22 protein-coding genes and 1 pseudogene are annotated in these 21,153 nt (G+C 65.5%); 17 read left to right on the forward strand and 6 right to left on the reverse strand.

Features of this window, described 5'->3' with window-relative positions; all coding sequences use genetic code 11:
- Positions 1 to 37: 37 nt before the first annotated feature.
- Both ACFW0B_RS02875 and ACFW0B_RS02880 read right to left on the reverse strand, forming a co-directional pair.
- A complete protein-coding gene (locus ACFW0B_RS02875) occupies positions 38 to 508 on the reverse strand; it encodes a YchJ family protein (protein WP_449146451.1) in 471 nt (156 codons plus the stop codon).
- 3 nt (positions 509 to 511) lie between these two features.
- Positions 512 to 1,009: a DUF6231 family protein gene (locus tag ACFW0B_RS02880; protein WP_449146452.1), complete on the reverse strand. Its 498-nt coding sequence runs from the start codon at positions 1,007 to 1,009 to the stop codon at positions 512 to 514.
- A gap of 130 nt (positions 1,010 to 1,139) precedes the next feature.
- On the opposite strand from ACFW0B_RS02880, the gene ACFW0B_RS02885 reads away from it, so the two are divergent.
- From ACFW0B_RS02885 to ACFW0B_RS02900, 4 genes are all read left to right on the forward strand, one after another.
- Positions 1,140 to 1,832, forward strand: coding sequence for an OmpA family protein (locus ACFW0B_RS02885; RefSeq protein ID WP_449146453.1), 693 nt, complete (start codon positions 1,140 to 1,142; stop codon positions 1,830 to 1,832).
- Positions 1,833 to 1,925: 93 nt separating this feature from the next.
- Positions 1,926 to 2,654, forward strand: a complete 729-nt coding sequence (locus ACFW0B_RS02890; RefSeq protein ID WP_449146454.1) for an OmpA family protein — start codon at positions 1,926 to 1,928, stop codon at positions 2,652 to 2,654.
- A 176-nt stretch (positions 2,655 to 2,830) separates the two neighbouring features.
- Positions 2,831 to 3,109, forward strand: a complete 279-nt coding sequence (locus ACFW0B_RS02895) for a DUF1145 domain-containing protein (protein WP_449146455.1) — start codon at positions 2,831 to 2,833, stop codon at positions 3,107 to 3,109.
- A complete protein-coding gene (locus ACFW0B_RS02900) occupies positions 3,102 to 3,863 on the forward strand; it encodes a collagen-like protein (RefSeq protein ID WP_449146456.1) in 762 nt (253 codons plus the stop codon). The genes ACFW0B_RS02895 and ACFW0B_RS02900 overlap by 8 nt, the downstream gene beginning before the upstream one ends.
- Positions 3,864 to 3,971: 108 nt before the next feature.
- Here the strand turns inward: ACFW0B_RS02900 and ACFW0B_RS02905 are convergent, their stop codons facing one another.
- Complete coding sequence (locus ACFW0B_RS02905) at positions 3,972 to 4,436, reverse strand: CopD family protein (RefSeq protein ID WP_449146457.1); 465 nt, start codon at positions 4,434 to 4,436, stop codon at positions 3,972 to 3,974.
- A 99-nt stretch (positions 4,437 to 4,535) separates the two neighbouring features.
- On the opposite strand from ACFW0B_RS02905, the gene dinG reads away from it, so the two are divergent.
- The 5 genes and pseudogenes from dinG (at position 4,536) to pdxH (ending at position 12,008) form a co-directional block, all read left to right on the forward strand.
- Entirely contained in the window at positions 4,536 to 6,680 is a 2,145-nt protein-coding gene (gene dinG, locus ACFW0B_RS02910; RefSeq protein WP_449146458.1) for an ATP-dependent DNA helicase DinG, read from the forward strand.
- Positions 6,681 to 6,895: 215 nt separating this feature from the next.
- Positions 6,896 to 9,238 (forward strand): beta-galactosidase, encoded by a 2,343-nt coding sequence (locus ACFW0B_RS02915; protein WP_449146459.1) that lies wholly within the window; start codon positions 6,896 to 6,898, stop codon positions 9,236 to 9,238.
- 82 nt (positions 9,239 to 9,320) lie between these two features.
- Complete coding sequence (locus ACFW0B_RS02920; RefSeq protein WP_449146460.1) at positions 9,321 to 10,469, forward strand: serine hydrolase domain-containing protein; 1,149 nt, start codon at positions 9,321 to 9,323, stop codon at positions 10,467 to 10,469.
- 132 nt (positions 10,470 to 10,601) lie between these two features.
- Positions 10,602 to 11,300, forward strand: a pseudogene (locus ACFW0B_RS02925) (OmpA family protein); the annotation flags it as partial.
- 60 nt (positions 11,301 to 11,360) lie between these two features.
- Positions 11,361 to 12,008 carry a pyridoxamine 5'-phosphate oxidase gene (gene pdxH, locus ACFW0B_RS02930; RefSeq protein WP_449146461.1) on the forward strand — a complete coding sequence of 216 codons (648 nt, stop codon included), beginning with the start codon at positions 11,361 to 11,363 and terminating at the stop codon, positions 12,006 to 12,008.
- Positions 12,009 to 12,014: 6 nt separating this feature from the next.
- On the opposite strand, the gene ACFW0B_RS02935 is transcribed toward pdxH, so the two are convergent.
- On the reverse strand, positions 12,015 to 12,254 hold the full coding sequence (locus tag ACFW0B_RS02935) for a hypothetical protein (RefSeq protein ID WP_449146462.1): 240 nt from the start codon (positions 12,252 to 12,254) through the stop codon (positions 12,015 to 12,017).
- A 159-nt stretch (positions 12,255 to 12,413) separates the two neighbouring features.
- Between ACFW0B_RS02935 and ACFW0B_RS02940 the strand changes: the two genes are divergently transcribed.
- The 7 genes from ACFW0B_RS02940 to ACFW0B_RS02970 all read left to right on the forward strand — a co-directional run bounded on the left by ACFW0B_RS02940 (position 12,414) and on the right by ACFW0B_RS02970 (position 18,831).
- Positions 12,414 to 12,878, forward strand: coding sequence for an outer membrane lipoprotein (locus ACFW0B_RS02940; RefSeq protein WP_449146463.1), 465 nt, complete (start codon positions 12,414 to 12,416; stop codon positions 12,876 to 12,878).
- A 231-nt stretch (positions 12,879 to 13,109) separates the two neighbouring features.
- Positions 13,110 to 15,905: a monovalent cation/H+ antiporter subunit A gene (locus ACFW0B_RS02945; protein WP_449146464.1), complete on the forward strand. Its 2,796-nt coding sequence runs from the start codon at positions 13,110 to 13,112 to the stop codon at positions 15,903 to 15,905.
- Positions 15,905 to 16,240, forward strand: a complete 336-nt coding sequence (locus ACFW0B_RS02950; protein ID WP_449146465.1) for a Na+/H+ antiporter subunit C — start codon at positions 15,905 to 15,907, stop codon at positions 16,238 to 16,240. The genes ACFW0B_RS02945 and ACFW0B_RS02950 overlap by 1 nt, the downstream gene beginning before the upstream one ends.
- Positions 16,237 to 17,736 carry a monovalent cation/H+ antiporter subunit D gene (locus ACFW0B_RS02955; protein WP_449146466.1) on the forward strand — a complete coding sequence of 500 codons (1,500 nt, stop codon included), beginning with the start codon at positions 16,237 to 16,239 and terminating at the stop codon, positions 17,734 to 17,736. The genes ACFW0B_RS02950 and ACFW0B_RS02955 overlap by 4 nt, the downstream gene beginning before the upstream one ends.
- Entirely contained in the window at positions 17,733 to 18,233 is a 501-nt protein-coding gene (locus ACFW0B_RS02960; protein WP_449146467.1) for a Na+/H+ antiporter subunit E, read from the forward strand. The genes ACFW0B_RS02955 and ACFW0B_RS02960 overlap by 4 nt, the downstream gene beginning before the upstream one ends.
- The gene (locus ACFW0B_RS02965) at positions 18,218 to 18,487 is read left to right on the forward strand and encodes a K+/H+ antiporter subunit F (RefSeq protein WP_449146468.1); all 270 of its coding nucleotides are present in this window, start codon (positions 18,218 to 18,220) and stop codon (positions 18,485 to 18,487) included. Before ACFW0B_RS02960 ends, ACFW0B_RS02965 begins: the two co-directional genes overlap by 16 nt.
- Positions 18,484 to 18,831 carry a Na+/H+ antiporter subunit G gene (locus ACFW0B_RS02970; RefSeq protein ID WP_449146469.1) on the forward strand — a complete coding sequence of 116 codons (348 nt, stop codon included), beginning with the start codon at positions 18,484 to 18,486 and terminating at the stop codon, positions 18,829 to 18,831. The genes ACFW0B_RS02965 and ACFW0B_RS02970 overlap by 4 nt, the downstream gene beginning before the upstream one ends.
- A gap of 86 nt (positions 18,832 to 18,917) precedes the next feature.
- On the opposite strand, the gene gap is transcribed toward ACFW0B_RS02970, so the two are convergent.
- Both gap and ACFW0B_RS02980 read right to left on the reverse strand, forming a co-directional pair.
- On the reverse strand, positions 18,918 to 19,916 hold the full coding sequence (gene gap / locus ACFW0B_RS02975; RefSeq protein WP_449146470.1) for a type I glyceraldehyde-3-phosphate dehydrogenase: 999 nt from the start codon (positions 19,914 to 19,916) through the stop codon (positions 18,918 to 18,920).
- Between the two features lie 96 nt (positions 19,917 to 20,012).
- A complete protein-coding gene (locus tag ACFW0B_RS02980) occupies positions 20,013 to 20,684 on the reverse strand; it encodes a COG3650 family protein (protein WP_449146537.1) in 672 nt (223 codons plus the stop codon).
- Positions 20,685 to 20,753: 69 nt separating this feature from the next.
- Between ACFW0B_RS02980 and ACFW0B_RS02985 the strand changes: the two genes are divergently transcribed.
- Positions 20,754 to 21,149: a DUF488 domain-containing protein gene (locus ACFW0B_RS02985; protein ID WP_449146471.1), complete on the forward strand. Its 396-nt coding sequence runs from the start codon at positions 20,754 to 20,756 to the stop codon at positions 21,147 to 21,149.
- Positions 21,150 to 21,153 lie beyond the last annotated feature (4 nt).

Raw genomic sequence — 21,153 nt, forward strand, 5'->3', positions numbered from 1 at the left:
AAGAGGCCCGCAATTCGCGGGCCTCTTGGTCATCGAATCAGAAATAACCTGAACAACATTTCTTGAACTTCTGCCCGCTGCCGCAGGGGCAGGGGTCGTTGCGCCCCGCCTTCACCGGCACCGTCGGGTCGAGGAAGTACCAGTGGCCGTCCACCTGGACGAACGCCGAGCGTTCACGGTGGCTGTGCTCACCGCCCTGGTCGTGCCAGCGGGCGGTAAAGGTGACGAAGGCGTGCTCAGGCTGGCCGCCCAACAGCTCATGGCCTTCCACTTCCAGGCCGAGCCAGGTACTGCCGAGGCTCCAGGCGCGGATGGCTTCGATATCCAGTCCGGAGCGCTGGGTGGGCAGGGTGGTTTCCACCAGGTAGTCCACCAGGCCGAGGACATAGGCGCTGTAGCGCGAACGCATCAGCGCCTCGGCACTGGCAGCTGGGTGGCCGGCGTGATGGCGGCCGCAGCAGGCCTCGAGGAGATCGCCGCTACCGCAGGGACAGATCGCAGTGCTCATGACTTACCACCAGTACTTGCCGAAGTTTTCCGGATTGGCCCAGAACTTGGCGTTGAGCCAGTCAGGGACTTGCTTGTATTCGCGCAGGTCGTAGGTGAACAGAGTCAGGGTCTGCTGGTCACGGCGGAAACGCTCGCTGGCCTGCATGGCCAGGGAGAAGAAGTCGGTGTCCGTCCAGCCGCAGGCATTGAGATCTGCCAGCACGGCCACGCGGCTGGCGTTGAGGTTGCGGATGCCGCCCAGCAGCTGCAAGCCATCGCGCTTGGGCAGGTGCTCCAGGCAGTCCGTCAGCAGCGCGAGGTCGAAGCGGCGACCGGCCTGCTTGGCCGGCAGCGGGCCGGCGGGAACCTGCACCACCTGGCTTTCCGGGTGGGCGGCGGCAAAGGCTTCGAGCGCCGGAAGCGGACTGTTGCCGACCAGCAGAAGGTTTTGCGGAGCGTAGTGTTCGAGCAGGGCCGCAAGGGCTTGCTGCGGGGTGCGGGAGGAGAAGCTATCAGTCATCGAAAATCCTCGAACAGGTAGCGCAAGACTAGCCCGAAGGCGAGTCGTGGCCTAGTGCTGGCGGTTTCCGGGGCTGGCGTCTTTACTCCCTAATTGTCGGTATGGGCCGATTCTAAGAGGAGACTTGCTTATGAGCATTACACGGACAGCTTTACCCCTTGTACTGGTGACCAGCTTACTAACCGGTTGCGCCGGCCTGCAGAAGACCGACTGGCCCAAGTGTGCAGCAGTAGGGGGTGTGGTAGGTGCGGGACTGGGTGCGATTGAAAGCAGCACCTATGCCGGCTGGGGCACCCTGATCGGTGCCGGCACGGCGGCGGCCTATTGCTGGGTTCACGGCGATGGCGATGAGGATGGCGACGGTGTAAAGGATAGCCGCGACAAGTGCCCTGGCACGCCGCGCGGTACCCAGGTGGACGCCGACGGTTGTCCGCTCAAAGAAGAGCCGGTGGTCGAAGAGGTTGTCGTCGTCGAGCACGAAACCATTGTTGTCCGCGATCTGCTGTTCGCATTCGACTCCGCGAAACTCGACTCGGCTGACGAAGCCAAGCTCGATGACGTCGCCAACCGGCTGAAGAACGAAGCTCCGGATGCCAAGCTGACCATCACCGGTCACACCGACAGTGTCGGCTCCGATGCCTACAACCAGGGACTTTCCGAGCGCCGCGCCCAAGCGGTGGCCGACTACCTGGTACGCAGTGGCATCCCGGCCTCCAATATCGTCGGTGTCAGCGGTGCGGGTGAAAGCCAGCCGGTAGCTGACAACTCCACCAGGGACGGCCGCGCCATGAACCGCCGTGTAGAAATCCAGATCGACCGTTGAACCCCGGAAGACCTGCGGCGCGCCTTGTGCGCCGCAGGAGCCGGGTCTTTACTCCTGTGTGACCGGCTTGGCCGGTGGCACAGGAGAATCATCATGGGCAACCAATTCCCCAGGGTTGCGGTTTCACTTCTTCTGGTCAGCAGTTTCCTCTCTGGTTGCGCGTCCACGTCCAGTAATGGCAGTGCGCCGCTGAATCAGGGGAATTGGCCAATCTGCAGTCTGATCGGTGGCCTGGCCGGTGGCGGTCTGGGCTCTATCGAAAGTTCTGCCTGGGCAGCGGGTGGCGCCGCGGCCGGCGCCATTGTCGGTGGCCTGATCTGCTACGTGCAGGACGGCGATGCCGATGGCGATGGCGTCTTCGATCGCCGGGATGACTGTCCCAATACCCCGTCTGGCGCAACCGTCGACAGCCGCGGCTGTCCGCAGCGGACTTATCCCCAGGCCACGACCGAGGCCCCACCGCCGCCCGAGGATGAAACGATCGTTCTCAGCGACATGGGCAACGTGCTGTTCGCCTTCGATTCCGCCGAGCTGACATCCAACGCCAGGGAACAGCTGGTCGCCGTCGCCAACCGCCTTACCAGCGCCAACCTGGTGGGTGCCAGGGTGATCGGCCACACCGACAGCGTGGGTTCCGACCAGTACAACCAGGGGCTGTCCGAGCGGCGGGCAAGGTCCGTTGCGGACTTCCTGGCGAGCCAGGGCGTACCGGCCGACAAGCTGACCGCAGAAGGCCGGGGTGAAAGCCAGCCGGTAGCGGACAACGAGACGGACGCGGGACGCGCGCAGAATCGCAGGGTGGAAATCCAGGTCGATCGCTGACGGATTCTTCTGCGCTGCATCGATGTATTTTCCGCAGTACGATTCTTTTCCCGGCGACGCACTGGTGCGTCGCCGGGCTTCGGCGTATGTTCCGCAAAACTTAAAAAAAGCCTGGCTCGGCGAGAAGTCCCGCCGAACGTCGGCAGACCTGGCTGAAACTTCGGGGGAGGGGAGGAATGCGTTTATTCATGGGGCTGGGCAAGGTCGTTGCCCTGCTGTTCTGGCTGGTGGTGATCGTCAATGTCGTTTCACCGTTCGCCAAACCATTCGACATGCTGCTTTACGGCGCCGGCATCCTGCTGGTCCTGGTCCACCTGTTCGAAATCATGCTGTTCAATTCGCTGTTGCGTAGTCGGGCCAATCCCTGGCTGGATCGCCTGCAGCTGCTCCTGTTCGGAGTTTTCCACCTGCTCGGAATCCCACGTCACGGCGCCAGGGAGAGCAGCCATGCGTAAGCTCTGCCTGTTGCTCGCACTTTTCGCTCCCGTCGCCTTCGCCCAAGGGCAGGTAACAGTGGAGGCCCACAACTTCCTCAAGCTGCCGTCCAGGGCCGGGAGCCTGAATCTCGACCGGGTCGAAGTGGCTGACTACGCCACGCTGCTGATCCCGGCGGGGATTACCGAATTGCGCATCGGCGAACTACACATGGGGCGCGAGGCGCGTCTTGGTATCGCACCGTCCGAGCAGACGTTCCGCCTGGAAGTGCAGCGGGGCGAAATCGGCACCGGCAGCCATATCACGGCGTCGGGCGCTGCCGGCAGCATGAACAAGCCGGCCAGTTCCGGGCGCAATCTCGATCTGCGCTTCGTGGACGTCCAGGTGAGCGAGATGACGCTCGACGTGCGCGGAGGTATCGGTGCTCCCGGATATTCCGGACTGGCCGGCGCCGACGGCGACGCGGCGGGCTGCCTCTGGGGCGAGGCGAGCCGTGGCTGGGACGGGCAGCCTGGCGGCGATGGCCAGACCGGTGGCGCTGGTGGGCAAGTGCGCCTTGAGGTGCCTGCATCCTTCCCGGTGGAGCTGATACGCGTACGCCTGGAAGGCGGGGCCGGTGGTGCACCGGGTGAAGGCGGCGCCGGTGGTCATGGCGGCGCCGGCAAGGGTTGCCTGCTCTACAAGGCCGACGGTGCCAAGAGCGGTCGTGACGGGCAACCCGGTCGTGCCGGTGATGCCGGCAGCCCCGGCAGCCTCAAGGTCGTGCGTTTCTGAAGGCTATACCGGCTCCCTCTCCCGCAGGCGGGAGAGGGGGCTGTCCGTGCCGGCCTTTAGATCCGTACATTCCTTGTAGGGGCTATCCGTGGCCCAGCAAGGCTGTGATCAGAATGTCGGGCGAATGGCGACGATCGCCACCAGTACCAGCCCGATCAGGAGATTGAACCCTACTACCCGGCGGATGCGGCCCAGCACCGCGCCACCTTCCGGCCAGTTCTCCGCGTTTACCGCTGCCCGCAGCTGCGGCAGGAGCAGGACGCTCACCCGCAGGAACAGCGCGAGCATCGCCACGTACAGGCCGATCATCATGTGCACGTAGCGCGGCGCCGCCTCCATGCTGGCGTACGACAAGTGCAGCATGCCGACGCCGGTGAAGGGCAGGACCAGCACCGCCGGCCATACCCACTGGAAGAAGCGGCGGAAGACTTCCAGCCAGAGACGCAGCCGGGCAGGTGGTTCCAGGGCGGCGACGGCGGCCGGCCGAAGGATCATCCAGGCGAAGAACATGCCGCCCACCCAGGTCAGGGCGGCCAGCAGGTGCAGGGCATAAAGGGCGGCGTGGGGCGTCATCCGGTCAACTCCATTCGGCGGGGAAAAGAAGGCGCGCTATCATAGCCGGCCTGTTAAAGTACTGAAAATTTATCCAGCGTTCCGATCCCGCCTTCCGCCATGCTCAGCACCGAACTCAAGTCCCAGATCCAGGGCGCCTACAGCCGTTTTCTCGAAGCCAAGGGGCTCAAGGCCCGCTATGGCCAGCGCCTGATGATCGCCGAGGTGGCCAAGGCCCTGGGCGCCATTCCCATGGATGAAGAAGGGCACCGCGAAGGCGAACCCGCCGTGGTTGCGGTGGAAGCCGGAACTGGTACCGGCAAGACCGTGGCCTACAGCCTGGCGACCATTCCCGTGGCCAAGGCCGCCGGCAAGCGCCTGGTGATCGCCACGGCCACCGTCGCCCTGCAGGAGCAGATCGTTCACAAGGACCTGCCCGACCTGATGCGCAACAGCGGCCTGAATTTCAGCTTCGCCCTGGCCAAGGGGCGCGGCCGCTACCTCTGTCTGTCCAAGCTCGACATGCTGCTGCAGGAAGGCCAGGCGCAGAGTGCGACCGCCCAGTTGTTCGCCGATGAGGGCTTCCGTATCGATGTGGACGAAAAGGGCCAGAAGCTGCTCAACCAGATGATCGAACGCCTTGCCGGCAACCGCTGGGACGGCGATCGCGATTCCTGGCCCGAAGCCATCGAGGACCAGGACTGGGCGCGGGTCACCACCGACCACAGCCAGTGCACCAAGCGCCATTGCCCGAACTTCCAGCAGTGCGCCTTCTACAGGGCGCGGGAAGGCATGACCAAGGTGGATGTGATCGTCACCAACCACGACATGGTCCTGGCCGACCTGGCCCTGGGCGGTGGCGCCGTGTTGCCCGACCCGCGCGACACCCTCTACGTGTTCGACGAAGGGCACCATCTGCCGGACAAGGCCATCGGCCACTTCGCCCACTACACCCGCCTGCGCTCCACCGCCGACTGGCTGGAGCAGGTGGCGAAGAACCTCACCAGGCTTCTGGCGCAGAATCCCCTGCCGGGCGACTTCGGCCGCCTGATCGAAGGCGTGCCTGAACTGGCACGGGAAATCCGTACCCACCAGCAGTTCATGTTCAATGCCTGCGAGGAGATCGCCGACTTCCGTGCCGGCGAGGACATGGAAGGCCGCGACCGTCCGCGCCACCGCTTCGAGGCCGGCGTGGTGCCCGAGCACCTTCGCGAGCTGGGCATCGAGCTGAAGAAAGGCTTCTCCCGGCTGCACGATGTTTTCACGCGCCTGACCGAACTCCTCAAGGAAGCCATGGACGGCGAAGCGAGCATCGGCCTTGCCAGCCACCAGGCGGAAGAGTGGTATCCGCTGTTCGGCAGCCTGCTGGTCCGCGCCCAGGGCAACTGGGAACTGTGGACCGCCTTCACCGCCGAAGACCCGGAAGACAGCCCGCCCATGGCGCGCTGGCTGACCCTGGCGGAAAGCGGTGCGCTGCATGACATCGAAGTCAACGCCAGCCCCATCCTCGCCGCCGAGACGCTGCGCCGTAACCTGTGGAACGTGGCCTACGGCGCCCTGGTGACCTCCGCCACCCTCACCGCGCTGGGCAAGTTCGACCGTTTCCGCATGCGCGCCGGCCTGCCCAGGGCCTCGGTCACCGCGGTGGTGCCGAGTCCGTTCCAGCACGCCGATGCGGGCCTGCTGCGGGTGCCTGACCTGAAGGCCGACCCCCGCGACGCTGCTGCCCACACCGCCGCCATCGTCCGCGATCTGCCCGGCCTGGTGGAAGGCGCGCGGGGCACCCTGGTGCTGTTCGCCTCGCGCCGGCAGATGCAGGACGTGTTCGACGGCCTGGATCGCGACTGGCGCAAGCGAGTGCTGATCCAGGGCAACCTGTCCAAGCAGGAAACCCTGAACAAGCACAAGGCGCGGGTGGACGATGGCGAATCCAGCGTGCTCTTCGGTCTGGCCAGCTTCGCCGAGGGTGTCGACCTGCCGGGCGCCTACTGCGAACACGTGGTGATCGCCAAGATTCCCTTCGCCGTGCCTGACGACCCGGTAGAGGCGGCGCTGTCCGACTGGATCGAGGCCCGTGGCGGCAATCCCTTCATGGAGATCGCCGTTCCCGATGCCTCCCTGCGCCTGGTCCAGGCCTGCGGTCGTCTTCTGCGTACCGAGGCGGACCGCGGCACCATCACACTGCTGGACCGGCGTGTGGTCACCCAGCGTTACGGTCGCGCCATCCTCGATGCGTTGCCGCCGTTCCGCCGCGAGATCGCCTGAGCACCGCCCCGGCCGTTTCCGGATATCCGGGGCGACGACCGGCAATGCGCCAGATGGCCCACCCTTGACGCTGTGCGCCCCCGATCTGCGATGATGCCGGGGTTTTTGCGGGTGCCGCGTGGTGCCCGTGTGGTCCGCTTCGTTTTGTCGCACCCATGGCGAGAGACGAATTTATTGCGGTCTATGCACTGCATTCTCTTGAGAACTCCGGTCCGATGCTTTCGACATCCAATCGCCCCCTCGTCCTGGCCATCCTTCTCGGGATGTCGGGAATCCCCCTGGCTGCCCAGGCAGAGACCCTGTTCAACTTCGTGCGTCCGCTGGACTCCGTGCAGGTGATCACCCAGGACGCCACCTTGCCGAGCGTGACCGCTGAAACCTCCGCCAGTGGTGAAATCCTTCGACGGCTCACCTTCAACGCCGCCGAGAAGCCGAGCCTGCGCCTTACCCCGCAGAGCGGCAGCTGGGACTGGTCCAAGGCCGAGGCCATGAGCCTTCGCATCCAGAATGCACAGGACTGGGCCATCACCCTGGATGTCGCCATCGAGAGCACCGACGGCAAGCTCCTGACCACCCAGGTCGCGCTGCCGGCAGGTCCGTCCCAGACCCTGCTGGTTCCCCTGGCTTCCACCTCGCCCAATGCCCACGGCATGCGCGCGGCACCGCCGGTGCCCTGGACCCGCGAAGGCAAGCGCTGGCTGCCGGCCACCCTGGTCAACGGCGAACTCGATCGCAGCAAGGTCGCTTCCGTGACCCTGTCGTTGAACCAGCCGAATGCCGCCCAGAACGTGCTGCTCGGCCGCTTCGGCACTGAAGAGGAAGACCAGCAGGAAGCGCTCTACGACGGCCTGATGGATGCCTACGGCCAGTACACCCGTAGCGACTGGCCGGGCAAGGTGAAGAGCGACGAGCACCTGAAGAAGGGCGCCGAGGAAGAGGCGAAGCAACTCGCTGGCTGGCTTGCCAAGCTGCCTGCGCAGGACTCCTACGGTGGCTGGTTGGGCGGCGAAACCTTCGAGGCCAGTGGCTTCTTCCGTACCGAGAAGCGCAATGGCCGCTGGTTCCTGGTGACTCCGGAAGGCCACCCGTTCTTTTCCCTGGGCGTCAACGCGGTAACGCCCGGCCTCAGCCAGACCTACGTAGAAGGCCGCGAAGCCATGTTCAAGGCGCTGCCGAAGGAGAACGAGCCCCTGGCCACGCACTTCGGCAAAGGTGACGACCGTGCCGAGACCGACGCCAACCAGGGCCGCGCGTTCAATCAGGGCCGCTGGTACGACTTCTATGGCGCTAACCTCGAGCGCACCTACGGCGGCAACGACCCGGAGCGCTGGAAAAACCACAGCCTGGACCGCCTGAAGGCCTGGGGCTTCAACACGCTCGGCAACTGGAGTGATCCGGCTTTCAACAACAGCCAGCGCATGCCCTACACCTTGCCGTTGTCCATCCGTGGCGATTTTTCCACCATCAGGACCGGCTTCGACTGGTGGGGCGGCATGCCCGACCCCTTCGATCCGCGCTTCGCCATGGCGGCGGAACGGGCCATTGCCATCGCCGCCCGCGACCATCGCGACGATCCCTGGCTGCTTGGCTATTTTGCCGACAACGAACTGGCCTGGGGCGGTCATGGCGAGGACCCGAAAGCCCGCTATGCGCTGGCCTACGGCACCTTGCGCCTGACTACCGATGTGGCCGCCAAGCGCGCCTTTCTCAAGCAGCTGCGCGACAAGTATCGCAACCAGGAGGGGCTCTCCAAGGCCTGGGGCATCGATCTGCAGGCCTGGGAGCTGATGGAGGACCCGGGCTTCGAGGCGCCGTTGCCGAACCCCGAGCATCCGGCCATCGAGGAAGACTTCAAGCGCTTCCAGCGTTTCTATGCCGACACCTACTTCAAGACCATCGCCGACTCCTTGGAGTGGCACGCGCCCAACCACATGCTGCTGGGCGGTCGATTCGCCGCCACCGTGCCCGAGGCCATCGAGGCCTGCGCGCAGTATTGCGATGTGATCAGCTTCAATCGCTACACCCGCGAGCCGCAGCATGGCCTGGACATGGAGCTGCTGCGTCGCCTGGACAAGCCGCTGATGCTCACCGAGTTCCACTTCGGCTCCCGTGACCGTGGTCCGTTCTGGGGCGGCGTGTCCGAGGTGTACAAGGAGGAAGAGCGCGGTCCGGCCTACGCCAACTACCTGAAGAAGGCCGCCGGAGAGCCGCTGATCGTCGGCGCTCACTGGTTCCAGTATCTGGACCAGCCGGCCACCGGTCGCCTGCTCGACGGCGAGAACGGCCACCTGGGCCTGGTAGGCATCACCGACCGTCCGTGGCAAGGCTTCGTCGCGGCGGTGCGCAAGGCCAACCTTGGGCTGGTGGCGGACCTCAACAAACCGGCTCCCAAGGCACCGGCCAAGGAACAACCGAAGGACGCGGCCAAACCGGCAGCTGAAGGGAAACCTGAGGAGCCCGCGAAAGACGCCGGGCAGCCCGGGGACGAGGCGAAGGCTCCGGCGCAGGCGCCCGAGGCCGCGCCTGCCGCTCCTGCGGAGGAAGCCGGGAAGCCCTGACGGGCGCCCCGTCTTCGGCACGGTTCACAAGGGGCGGCAAGGCTGGAACAATGCCGCCTCCATTACCTACAGGAGCATCCCGGTGCAGACCCAGGGCTATTTCGACTTGCGCTTCGAGGCGGCGAGAGACGCCTTCGCCGATCTCTTTGCGGACCCGCAGGAGCGTGGCGCCGCCCTCTGCGTGCAGGTGGGCGGGGAGACGGTGCTCGACCTCTGGGCCGGCGTGGCGGACAAGGATGGCCGGGAAGCCTGGCACAGCGACACCATTCTCAACCTGTTTTCCTGCACCAAGGCCTTCACCTCGGTCACCTTGTTGCAACTGGTAGGGGAAGGCAAGCTGGAACTGGACGCGCCGGTGGCGCGTTACTGGCCCGAGTTCGCCGCCGCCGGCAAGGAGCGCATCAGCGTTCGCCAGCTGTTGTGCCACCGCGCCGGACTGCCGGCAATCCGCGCCACGTTGCCGGCGGAAGCCCTCTACGACTGGGAAGCGATGACCACTGCACTGGCGGCCGAGCAGCCCTGGTGGACGCCCGGCGAGGCGCATGGTTATGCCCCCATCACCTACGGTTGGCTGGTGGGTGAACTCATCCGCCGGGTCGAGGGGCGTGGCCCGGGAGAGTCCATCGTGGCTCGTGTCGCCAGGCCGCTGGGGCTGGATTTCCATGTCGGTCTGGCCGATGAGGAGTTCCACCGCGTTGCTCATATCGCCCGCGCCAAGGGCAACCTGGGCGATGCCGCCGCGCAGCGCCTGCTCAAATGCATGATGACCGAGCCGAATTCACTCAGTACCCGCTCCTTCACCAACCCGCCGTCGATCATGACCAGCACCAATAAGCCGGAATGGCGGCGCATGCAGCAACCGGCGGCCAACGGCCACGGCAATGCGCGCAGCCTGGCGGGCTTCTACGCCGGCCTGCTGGATGGCCAGTTGCTGGATGGAGAGCTGCTCGCCGAGCTGACCCACGAGCATTCCCAGGGCGACGACCTCACGCTGCTGACCCCGACCCGCTTCGGCCTCGGCTGCATGCTCGACCAGCAGGATGTGCCCAACGCCACCTACGGCATGGGGCGCTACGCCTTCGGCCACCCCGGCGCCGGCGGCTCCACCGGCTTCGCCGATCCTGAGCGCGAACTGGCGTTCGGCTTCGTCACCAACACCCTCGGCCCCTACGTGCTGATGGACCCGCGCGCACAGAAACTGGCGCGCGTGGTCAAGGACTGCCTGGGCTGAGCCACTGGTCAGGTCGGCACATTTTTTCTAGTCGCCAGAAAGACTTAGAGAGAAAATTTAAGCCTTGCCAGGAAATTAATGTGCCACTACAGCCAGGTGGCAGGGCTCAATCGGTTCACAGGGTACGCGGACATGAAATTGCTTAAGACTTCCACCTTGCTTTTCTGCCTTGCAGCGTCCGGCTGCAGCATGTACGGCCATGACAAGGCGGGCGAGGGCGCCAGGCCGGAAAAGTCCGCCAGCAGTTCCAGCTGGTGGCCGTTCGGCGTCAGCAAGGACAAGGCTGCGGCGAAGTCCGTGGTCAGGATCGACGAGAAGCGGACCCAGGCGTGGCTGGACGAGTACGAGCCGCGCGTGCGCGAGGCGGCCAAGGGCAGCAAGCTGGAAGTGGAGCGCCGCGAAAACGTGCTGGCGGTCAGCCTGCCGGTGGACCCTTCGTTCAACCCGGATCGTCCGAGCATGCTGCTGCCCAGCACCCTGGGACCCATTACCCGTGTGGCCAAGCTGGTGGAAGGCGATCCCAGGACTGGCGTGTTGGTATTGGGGCACGCCGACAGTTCCGGCAAGGAAGAGGCCAATCGCAAGCTCAGCCAGGAACGTGCCCAGGCGGTGGCGGCCATTTTCCGCTTGAGCGGTCTGCAGCGTGATCGCCTGTCCCTCAAGGGCGTGGGATCGGACGTGCCGCGCGCGGCGAATGACAGCCAGCAGGGGCGGGCGCTGAACCGTCGCGTGGAGATCCTGCTCACTCCGCAGGAGACACTGACGGCGCTGATCGTCAAATACAGTCAGCCAGCCGCTCCCGAGAAGCAGGGCAAAGTCGCTGCTGCAGATCAAGCCCGCTGATCAGGTTCTGGGTAAGCTGAAGGGCCCAGCAGACAAGGAAATGCCGAAATGACCCAGACCCTGGCCGACATGCGCCGCGACTACACCCGTGACGGGCTCAGCGAGGACCAGGCTCCCGCCGAGCCCTTCAGCCTGTTCCAGCACTGGTTCAGTGATGCCGTGAAGACCGAGCAGCTGCCGGTCGAACCCAACGCCATGACCCTCGCCACGGTGGATGCCGAAGGCCGTCCGCACTGCCGGGTGTTGCTGCTCAAGGGGCTGGATGAGCGCGGCTTCACCTTCTTCAGCAACTACGACAGCGCCAAGGGCGAGCAGCTCGCGGTCAACCCCTTCGCTGCCATGACCTTCTTCTGGCCGGCCCTGGAGCGCCAGGTGCGCATCGAGGGCAGGGTAGAGCGGGTGACCCCGGCCGAATCCGATGCCTACTACCAGGTGCGTCCGCTGGGCAGCCGCCTGGGGGCCTGGGCCTCGCCCCAGAGCCGGGTGATCCGTGATCGCGGGGAGCTCGAATCCCTGCTGGCCGAAACCGAGAAACGCTTCCTCGACCAGGCGCCCAGCTGTCCGCCGCACTGGGGCGGCTATCGCCTGCTGCCGGAGCGCATCGAATTCTGGCAGGGCCGGCCGAGCCGCCTGCACGACCGCCTCAACTACCGTCTGGTGGACGGCGCCTGGGCCCGCGAGCGCCTCGCGCCCTGAGGTGATTCAGCTCTGCGCCCGGTAGTCGTCGGCTGCCTGGCGCAGCCGGTCGGGAAGTTGCTTGCGCTTGATGCCTTCCTTCCGCGCCTGCTCCAGCTGTTCCAGCATGAAGGCCTGCTTGGCCTTGTCGCCCTCGGCGAGGGACAGCGCGAGGTCACGATCCATCCAGCGCTTGATGCGGACGTACAGCCACCAGTGGAAATACAGGCCGGCGGCGGTGGTGATGACGATGATGAAGTAGTCCATAAGCTAACCTAGGGTTACGAGAGGACGTGGGATATTTCTCTGGCGGCTGTAGGAAAGCTGAATTCAGGCTGAACGAAGCCTGGGTGGTGCGCCCCTTCAGGTGACAGCTTTCGCGGCGCGGAGTCTAATGGATAGGTACTCAATTCTGGAGGAAATGCTATGCGTAAACCTGTCCTGCTGGTGGCCTCTTTCACGGCAGTGGCACTGGCATTGGGTGGCTGTCAGTCGAGTCTGACCGGTGACACCTATTCCCGTGACGAGGCTCGGCAAGTGCAGACCGTGCGCATGGGCACCATCGAATCCCTGCGTCCGGTGAAGATCGAAGGCACCAAGACGCCGATCGGCGCGGGTGCCGGCGCAGTGGTCGGTGGCATTGGTGGCAGCACCATCGGTCATGGCCGTGGAAGTGCGGTTGCCGCCGTCGTCGGCGCGGTCGCTGGCGGCCTGCTGGGTGCAGCGGCCGAGGAAGGTATCACCCGCACCCAGGGTGTGGAAATCACCGTACGTGAGGACGATGGCTCGATGCGCGCCTATGTCCAGGAAGTCCAGCCCAACGAAGTCTTCCGCGTTGGTGAGCGCGTACGCATCATGACGGTCAACGGCACCAGCCGCGTCTCTCACTGAAGCTAAGCTGTCCCGATCGGGGCAGCTGTCCTTGCCCGTTCCAGTCCTGCAGAAGAAGGCGGCAGAGCCAATGGCCTGTCGCCTTCCGGGCTGGGCGTTCTTCGGCCTTACTCGCGTTTTGAAATAATTCAATCTATCAGTGCAAATCGATAGTAATGGATAATCGTCGGGTTTTTCGCTTGCCGTTTCCGACATTGGGGAGGAAATGGCGCTGACCTAGGGGAAATATGGATGATCCTGGCGCTCATCGTTGCGCTGCCCTTTCTCGGGGCGCTTCTTCCGCTGCTGGCCGAGCGCCATGGCCGTTCCGTTTGCGCGGGTGCTGCCGCGCTGGTGCCGCTCACCGGCCTCATCATGCTGCTGGCCCAGACCGATAGCGTCTTCGCCGGCCATACCCTGACCTTCGTCCATAACTGGCTGCCGGGCTTCGGCCTGAGTTTCAGCCTGCGCCTCGATGGCCTGGGCTACCTCTTCGCGCTGTTGATCCTCGGCATCGGCCTGCTGGTCATTCTCTACGCCCGCTATTACCTGTCGGAGGAGGAGCCCACGGGGCGCTTCTTCACCTTCCTGTTGCTGTTCATGGGAGCGATGCTCGGCGTCGTGCTGTCCGAGAACCTGCTGCTGATGCTGGTGTTCTGGGAACTGACCAGCCTGTCCTCGTTCCTCCTGATCGGCTTCTGGGGCTATCGCTCCGATGCCCGCAAGGGCGCGCGCATGGCCCTTACTGTCACCGGCGGCGGCGGTCTTGCGCTGTTCGCCGGCGTGCTGCTGGTCGGGCACATCGCCGGCAGCTTCGAGCTGACCCAGGTACTCGCCGCCGGCGAGCAGATCCGCGCCCACCGCCTCTATCCGGTGGCGCTGGTGCTGGTGCTGCTGGGTGTGTTCACCAAATCCGCGCAGTTCCCTTTCCACTTCTGGCTGCCCCATGCCATGGCGGCGCCGACCCCGGTGTCTGCCTACCTGCACTCGGCCACCATGGTGAAGGCCGGTGTGTTCCTGCTGGCGCGCCTCTACCCGGCGCTGTCCGGCTCCGACCTGTGGTTCTACCTGGTCAGCCTGACCGGCCTGGCGACCCTGCTGATCGGCGCCGGCATGGCGCTGTTCCAGCATGACCTCAAGGGCCTGCTGGCCTACTCGACCATCAGTCACCTGGGCCTGATCACCCTGCTGTTCGGCCTGGATTCGCAGCTGTCCAACGTGGCGGCGGTGTTCCACATCATCAACCACGCCACCTTCAAGGCTTCGCTCTTCATGGCCGCCGGGATCATCGATCACGAGACCGGCAGCCGCGACATGCGCCTGATCAATGGTATGTGGAAGTACATGCCACACACGGCGGTGCTGGCCATGGTGGCGTCCCTGGCCATGGCCGGGGTGCCCTTGCTCAACGGCTTCCTGAGCAAGGAGATGTTCTTCGGCGAAACCCTGCAGCAGCAGCTGCTGGGCAGCTTCAGCTGGGTGGTGCCGGCGGCGGCGACCCTGGCGGGGATGTTTTCGGTGGCCTATTCCCTGCGCTTCGTCCATGACGTGTTCTTCAACGGCGAACCGGTTGCCCTGCCCAAGTTCCCGCCCCACGAGCCACCGCGCTACATGAAGGTACCGGTGGAAATCCTGGTGTTCCTCTGCCTGCTGGTGGGCATGTTCCCCGCCTTCACCGTGGCGCCGCTGCTCGCGACGGCGGCCTCTGCCAGCCTGGGCGGGGTGCTGCCGGAGTACAGCCTGGCGATCTGGCACGGCTTCAACACGCCGTTGGCCATGAGTCTGGTGGCCCTGGTCGGTGGACTGTTGCTCTATGTGCTGCGCAAGCCCTTGTTCAGTTGGTATGCCGGCCTGCCCGACACCGATGCCAAGGATGTGTTCGAGCAGCAGGTGCAGCGTGCCGTGACGGCAGCCCGCTGGCTCACCGCGCGTCTGGAAAACGGTTCCCTGCAGCGTTATCTGTCCCTGTTGCTGGGCAGTGCCATGCTGCTCGTGGCGCTGTCCCTGGCGCCGCTGCCGCAGATCGCCGGCCCGCGTCCGCTGACCCCGCTGGACGGCATCACCACCTTGGGCATGGCAGTGCTGGCGCTTTCCGGCGTGCTGACAGCGATATTCCATCGCCAGCGCCTGATTTCCCTGATGATCCTCGGCGTCGGCGGCCTGCTGGTGGCCCTGGCCTTCGCCCGCTTCTCCGCTCCGGACCTGGCCCTGACCCAGCTGGTGGTGGAGGTGGTGACCCTGGTGCTGCTGATGCTGGCGCTCTACTACCTGCCGTCCCGCACGCCGAACGAGAGCTCCAGCCTGCGTGGTTTTCGTGACTTCATCCTGGCCAGCGCCGTGGGCGTGATGGTGGCGCTGCTGGCCTACGCCGTGCTGACCCGTCCCTACGCAGGCATCGCCGATTTCTTCCTGGCCAACGCCATTTCCGGTGGCGGCGGCAGCAACGTGGTCAACGTGATCCTGGTGGACTTCCGTGGCTTCGATACCCTCGGCGAAATCACCGTCCTGGCCATCGCCGCCGTCGGCATCTACGCCATGCTTTCCGGCCTGCGCCTGGCCAACCCCACCTGCGATCCCCAGGGCCGCAACTGGGCCCATGCCAAGCACCCGCTGATTCTCGAAACCTTGTCGCGCCTGATGCTGCCGCTGGCGCTGCTGATTTCGGTGTTCATCTTCCTGCGCGGGCACAACCTGCCCGGCGGCGGGTTCATTGCCGGCCTGATCACCTCCGTGGCGCTGGTGCTGCAATACATCGCCAGCGGCATCGATTGGGTCGAGCGGCGCCTGGCGCTGAACTACCAGCGCCTCGCCGGTGCCGGGGTGCTCATCGCGGGCCTCACCGGCCTTGGCAGCCTGGTCTTCGACCACAACTTCCTCACCTCTGCCTTCGGCCATGTGGAGTGGCCGCTGGTGGGCGAATTCGAACTGGCTACCGCCATGCTGTTCGACCTCGGCGTCTACCTGACCGTGGTCGGCTCGACGCTGCTGATCCTGGTCAACCTGGGGCGGTTGAGCCTGGCCCCGGCTGCGAGCAAGGAGATTCACTGATGGAGGCGTTGTTCGCCGTGACCCTCGGCCTGCTCACCACCAGCGGAGTCTACCTGCTGCTGCGCGGGCGGACCTTCCCCGTGGTGCTGGGGCTGACGCTCTTGTCCTACGCCGTGAACCTGTTCCTCTTCGCCATGGGCCGCCTGACCGGCGAGGCCGCCGTGCTCGGGCGAGACGTGCAGTACGCCGATCCGGTGCCCCAGGCCCTGGTGCTGACCGCCATCGTCATCGGCTTCGCCATGACCGCATTCGTCGTGGTGCTGGCCCTGCGTGGCGTCGGCGACCTGAACAGCGATCATGTCGACGGCCTTGGCGACGAGGAGTCGGCGCCATGATCCACCTGATGATCCTGCCGATCCTGATTCCCCTGCTCACCGGCGCGCTTTTGCTGGTGCTGCCCTCCAACGAGCGGCTCAAGCGCAGCCTGTCGGTGCTGGCCACCCTGGCGCTGGTGCCCCTGGCGCTGCTGTTGATGCAGCAGGCCGGCGATGGCCAGTTGCGCGTCTATGCCCTGGGGGGCTGGCAGCCGCCGTTCGGCATTGTGCTGATGCTGGACCGCCTGGCCGGGCTGATGCTGCTGGCGACCGCCGTACTGGCCTGTGCCGCAGTGCTCTACGCCATTCGCGGCGACGACCGCATCGGCCTGCGTTTTCACGCGCTGTTCCAGTTCCAGTTGCTGGGCATCAACGGCGCCTTCCTGACCGGGGACCTGTTCAACCTCTTCGTGTTCTTCGAGATCCTGCTGATCGCCTCCTACTCCCTGCTGATGCACGGTGGCGGCGGCGAACGGGTGAAGGCGGGCCTGCACTACGTGATCCTCAACCTTGCGGGGTCGGCGCTGTTCCTGATTGCGGTGGGCACCCTCTACGGCATCACCGGCACCCTGAACATGGCGGACATGGCCCGCCAGGTAGCCGCCGCCGGGCCGGAGAATGCCCCGGTGCTGGCGGCCGCCGGACTGGTGCTGCTGCTGGTATTCGCCCTCAAGGCCGCGCTGCTGCCGTTGTATTTCTGGCTGCCGCGCGCCTACGCCGCCGCCAGTGCACCGGTGGCCGCGCTGTTCGCGATCATGACCAAGGTGGGCATCTATTCCATCCTGCGGGTCTACAGCCTGGTCTTCGGCCCCGAGGCCGGTGAGCTGGCCAACCTGGCGCAGCCCTGGCTCTGGCCGCTGGCCCTGGCCAGCGTGATCCTCGGCGCGCTGGGCGCCCTGGCGGCCACCAGCCTGCAAGGCTTGCTGGCCTATCTGGTGGTGGTTTCCGCCGGCACCCTGCTGGCGGCCATCGCCCTGGGAACGCCCGAAGCCCAGGGCGCGGCGCTCTTCTATCTGTTGCACAGCACCTGGGTAGCCGGTGCGCTGTTCCTGCTCGCCGACCTGGTCAGCCGGCAGCGGGGCGACAAGGGCGGCCACCTGGTGCAGGGGCCGGCGTTGCAGAATCCGGCTGTCCTTGGCGCGGCCTTCTTCTTCGGCGCCATTGCCGTCGCTGGCCTGCCGCCACTGTCGGGCTTCTTCGCCAAGCTGCTGCTGCTCCAGGCGGTACCGCCGGGCGCGGGGGCGTTGCCGCTGTGGAGCGTGCTGCTGATCGGCGGTTTCGTTAGCCTGGTGGCTCTGAGCCGTGCCGGCAGCACCCTGTTCTGGCGCACTGGCCAGCAGGTGCTCGGTAGCGCCGAACTGGATGGTGGGCGCCTGTTCGCCACCTTGGCGCTGCTGGCCGGCAGCCTGGTGCTCGTGGTCTTCGCCCAGCCGCTGCTGGACTACGCCCAGGCCAGCGCCGCGCAGTTGCATGACCAGAACCTCTATCGCGCAATTCTCCAGGGGGCCGGCGCATGATGCGAAAGCTCTTCCCCCATCCCGCCGAAAGCCTGCTGCTGCTGTTCGTATGGCTGCTGCTGGTGGATTCCTTCGCCGTCGGCCAGTGGCTGCTGGGTGGCTTCCTTGGCTGGGTGATTCCGTTCTGCTTCAAGTCCCTGCTGATCGAACGGCCCGGACACTGGCATCCGCTCAAGCTGATGCGCTTTCTGCTGATGGTCGTCTGGGATGTGCTGGTGGCCAACTTCCAGGTGGCGCGGCTGACCCTGGGCCGCGTCGAGGCACTGCGTCCAGCCTTCGTCGAGGTGCCCATCGACCTGGATAACGAACTGGCCATCAGCGTGCTGGTGAGCGTGGTTTCCCTGACGCCCGGGTCCTTGGCCGCCGACCTCAGTGCCGACCGCCGGACCCTGCTGGTGCATGGCCTGGACGTACCGGACAAGGCCGCCATGGTGGCCGAGATCAAGTCGCGCTATGAGGCGCCGCTGAAGGAGATATTCCCGTGCTCACCTACGTGATTCCCCTCTGCCTGGCCATGCTCGGCCTGGCGCTGTTGCTGGCCCTGGCCCGCCTGATCAAGGGGCCCTGCCTGCCGGACCGCGTACTGGCGCTGGACACCCTCTATATCAACGCCATCGCCTTGCTGATGCTCTACGGCATATGGAAAGGCAGCGACCTGTTCTTCGAAGTGGCGCTGCTGATCGCGGTGCTGGGCTTCGTCAGCACCGTGGCGGTGGCCAAGTACATGCTGCGTGGAGACATCATCGAATGACCGGCGTTTCCCTGACTCCCTGGGCGGAGGTCCTCGTTTCGGCGTTGCTTATCCTCGGCAGCGCCTTCGTGCTGATCGGCGCCGTCGGCCTGTACCGCCTACCGGACTTCTTCATGCGCCTGCATGGCCCGACCAAGGCCACCACCCTTGGCGTGGGCGGCGTGGTGGTCGCCTCGCTGGTGTTCTTTTCCGCCGATGCCGATGGCCTCAGCCTGCACGAACTGCTGATCAGCCTGTTCCTGTTCATCAGCGCCCCGGTCAGTGCCTATATGCTGGCCAAGGCCGCGGTGTTGCAGCAATTGCCCCTGGACCAGCGAACCCGCGGCAAACCCTGGAACCAGTGACGCTCAGCTTTTCCCCCTGGCTGAACTGATGGAAAGGCGCCGGGCCGGCGTAGCGGATTGATCGCCGTGACCGGCGCCCATGCCATTCAGGGCGTCATCCAGGCCAGCACCACATCCAGCATCCGGTTGGCGAACGCCCATTCGTTGTCGTACCAGGCCAGCACCTTCACCAGGTTGCCCTGTACGCGGGTGTGGTTGAGGTCGACGACGCAGGAAACCGGGTGGCCATTGAAATCGCTGGATACCAGCGGCAACGCATTGCACTCCATTACCCCCGGCGGCAGGTCGCGGGCGCCGGCTTCGAGGGCGTCGTTGATCGCATCGCGGCTGGCCGGGCGCTCGGCGATGAAGGAAAGGTCCAGCAGCGACACGTTCGGCGTCGGCACCCGCACCGCCAGGCCGTCCAGGCGGCCGGCCAGTTCCGGCAGCACCAGGCCGATGGCCTTGGCCGCGCCCGTGCTGGTGGGAATCATCGAGAGAGCAGCGGCACGTGCGCGATAGAGGTCGCCGTGGCTCTTGTCGAGCAGGTTCTGGTCGTTGGTGTAGGCGTGCACCGTGGTCACCAGGCCGCTGCGGATGCCCACCGCACGGTGCAGCAGCATGGCCAGCGGCGCCAGGCAGTTGGTAGTGCAGGATGCGTTGGAGACGATCTGCTGGCTGCCCAGCTGCTCGTGGTTGACCCCGTAGACCACCGTCAGGTCGGCGGAGTCCAGCGGGTGCGACAGCAGTACCCGGGGGGCTCCCGCAGTCAGATGCTGTTCCGCCTGGGCACGCTTTTTCATCTTGCCTGAGCACTCCAGCACCAGGTCCACGCCGAACTGGTCCCAAGGCAGATTCACCGGATCGCGCTCGCGCAGCAGGTGGATGGTCTGGTTGTTCACCTGCAAGTGGTTGTCATGCAGTGCGACGTGGCCGTGAAAGCGGCCGAAGGTGGAATCGAAACGGGTCAGGTGCGCCAGGGATTCGAAATCGCCGAGGTCATTAATGACCTCGATGCGCAGGCGCTGGTCGAGTCCCCGCTCGAACAGCGCACGTACCAGGGCGCGACCGATGCGCCCGTATCCATTGAGGGCGATACGCAGCATGGTGTTCTCCTTCCGTTGGTCTTTCACTCAGCTTAGTGGCGAAGGACGGGAAGGGGGCCCCAGGTTGTAACCCGAGGCCTGGCCGGGGCCGGTGAATCAGTCGTTGCGGGCGCCGCCGAATGAGGCGCAGCCACGCTGCACCTTGCCGTCCATGCGCAGCTCGGCGGTAAGGTGCTGGACGGAGCCGCTCATGCCGTCCACGCAGCGTTGTGGAGCCACCCAGAGCTCCAGGCGCTGGCCGTTGGCTTCGCTGGTCAGGTTGAAGCGGCCTTCCGGCAGCTGTTCTTCCATGTAGGGCAGGGCCAGGGCGGGTTGGCCGGGACGGTCGAGTTTCAGGCCCTGTTCGCTGACGCTGATGTTCCAGTCCGGCTCATTGCCGCTGGCACGCAGCAGCAGGCGCTTGAAGTTGATGTCCTGGCAGCCATGGCCTTCGCGCTGCAGGCGATAGAGCGTATGCAGGTTCAGCTGGCCATCGGCGCCTTTGACGCTGCTCGGCGCCATGCTGGCGCGGATGTCGGCGAACAGGGCGCCGGGGCCGTCCGCCGAGAGGTTGGCCGCTTCCGGCAGCAGGCCGGTGGCGCCGCTGTCCACCAGGGTGAAGCGGCGTTTCTCGCCGCAGGGGCTGAACATTACCTGGCCTGCGTCTACGCTCAGCTCACCTTGCAGGCGCACCAGGTTGGTGGCGGGGGCAGGGGCCTTTTCGGCGAACATCTGGCAGGCGCCGAAGAGTGGCAAGAGGCTGAACAGCAAAGGGCGGGCGAAGCGCATCATGGGTCTCCTTCAGGGAGCGGCCACGTTACCGGTGCGAGGCGCCGGGCTCAAGGGTGGAGAGGGCAGATGATCCAGTACAAGCGAGTGTATGAAGCGGCGCAATCCAGCGATGGCCAGCGGGTGCTGGTGGATCGCCTGTGGCCGCGCGGCTGCAGCAAGGCATCACTGGGGCTGGCGGGTTGGCTGAAGGAGGTGGCGCCTTCGGACACCCTGCGCAAGCAGTTCTGTCACGACCCGGCGTTGTTCGACGAATTCCGCCTGCTCTACCGCGCCGAACTGGCAGCGCATCCCGAGCATTGGCAGGGGCTGCTGGAGATGGCGCGCAAGGGCAACCTGACGCTGCTCTACGCGGCAAAGGATGAAGAGCACAACAACGCGGTGGTCCTGGCCGAGTTCCTCGAAGAAGAACTGGAGCGCAGCGGTCCGCCCAGTTCGCCGGTGTGCTATGCCGGCGAGATGTAACCGG

The sequence above is a fragment of the Metapseudomonas phytobenefica genome, assembly GCF_043392685.1.
GTDB lineage: Bacteria > Pseudomonadota > Gammaproteobacteria > Pseudomonadales > Pseudomonadaceae > Metapseudomonas.

Coding starts and splice junctions, on each gene's coding strand:
- ACFW0B_RS02945 (WP_449146464.1), top strand. CDS start 13,110: ATGATCCTGGCGCTCATCGTTGCGCTGCCCTTTCTCGGGGCGCTTCTT.
- gap (WP_449146470.1), bottom strand. CDS start 19,916: ATGCTGCGTATCGCCCTCAATGGATACGGGCGCATCGGTCGCGCCCTG.
- ACFW0B_RS02940 (WP_449146463.1), top strand. CDS start 12,414: ATGCGTAAACCTGTCCTGCTGGTGGCCTCTTTCACGGCAGTGGCACTG.
- ACFW0B_RS02895 (WP_449146455.1), top strand. CDS start 2,831: ATGCGTTTATTCATGGGGCTGGGCAAGGTCGTTGCCCTGCTGTTCTGG.
- ACFW0B_RS02985 (WP_449146471.1), top strand. CDS start 20,754: ATGATCCAGTACAAGCGAGTGTATGAAGCGGCGCAATCCAGCGATGGC.
- dinG (WP_449146458.1), top strand. CDS start 4,536: ATGCTCAGCACCGAACTCAAGTCCCAGATCCAGGGCGCCTACAGCCGT.
- ACFW0B_RS02885 (WP_449146453.1), top strand. CDS start 1,140: ATGAGCATTACACGGACAGCTTTACCCCTTGTACTGGTGACCAGCTTA.
- ACFW0B_RS02970 (WP_449146469.1), top strand. CDS start 18,484: ATGACCGGCGTTTCCCTGACTCCCTGGGCGGAGGTCCTCGTTTCGGCG.
- ACFW0B_RS02915 (WP_449146459.1), top strand. CDS start 6,896: ATGCTTTCGACATCCAATCGCCCCCTCGTCCTGGCCATCCTTCTCGGG.
- ACFW0B_RS02950 (WP_449146465.1), top strand. CDS start 15,905: ATGGAGGCGTTGTTCGCCGTGACCCTCGGCCTGCTCACCACCAGCGGA.
- pdxH (WP_449146461.1), top strand. CDS start 11,361: ATGACCCAGACCCTGGCCGACATGCGCCGCGACTACACCCGTGACGGG.
- ACFW0B_RS02960 (WP_449146467.1), top strand. CDS start 17,733: ATGATGCGAAAGCTCTTCCCCCATCCCGCCGAAAGCCTGCTGCTGCTG.
- ACFW0B_RS02875 (WP_449146451.1), bottom strand. CDS start 508: ATGAGCACTGCGATCTGTCCCTGCGGTAGCGGCGATCTCCTCGAGGCC.
- ACFW0B_RS02955 (WP_449146466.1), top strand. CDS start 16,237: ATGATCCACCTGATGATCCTGCCGATCCTGATTCCCCTGCTCACCGGC.
- ACFW0B_RS02900 (WP_449146456.1), top strand. CDS start 3,102: ATGCGTAAGCTCTGCCTGTTGCTCGCACTTTTCGCTCCCGTCGCCTTC.
- ACFW0B_RS02880 (WP_449146452.1), bottom strand. CDS start 1,009: ATGACTGATAGCTTCTCCTCCCGCACCCCGCAGCAAGCCCTTGCGGCC.
- ACFW0B_RS02890 (WP_449146454.1), top strand. CDS start 1,926: ATGGGCAACCAATTCCCCAGGGTTGCGGTTTCACTTCTTCTGGTCAGC.
- ACFW0B_RS02980 (WP_449146537.1), bottom strand. CDS start 20,684: ATGCGCTTCGCCCGCCCTTTGCTGTTCAGCCTCTTGCCACTCTTCGGC.
- ACFW0B_RS02905 (WP_449146457.1), bottom strand. CDS start 4,436: ATGACGCCCCACGCCGCCCTTTATGCCCTGCACCTGCTGGCCGCCCTG.
- ACFW0B_RS02935 (WP_449146462.1), bottom strand. CDS start 12,254: ATGGACTACTTCATCATCGTCATCACCACCGCCGCCGGCCTGTATTTC.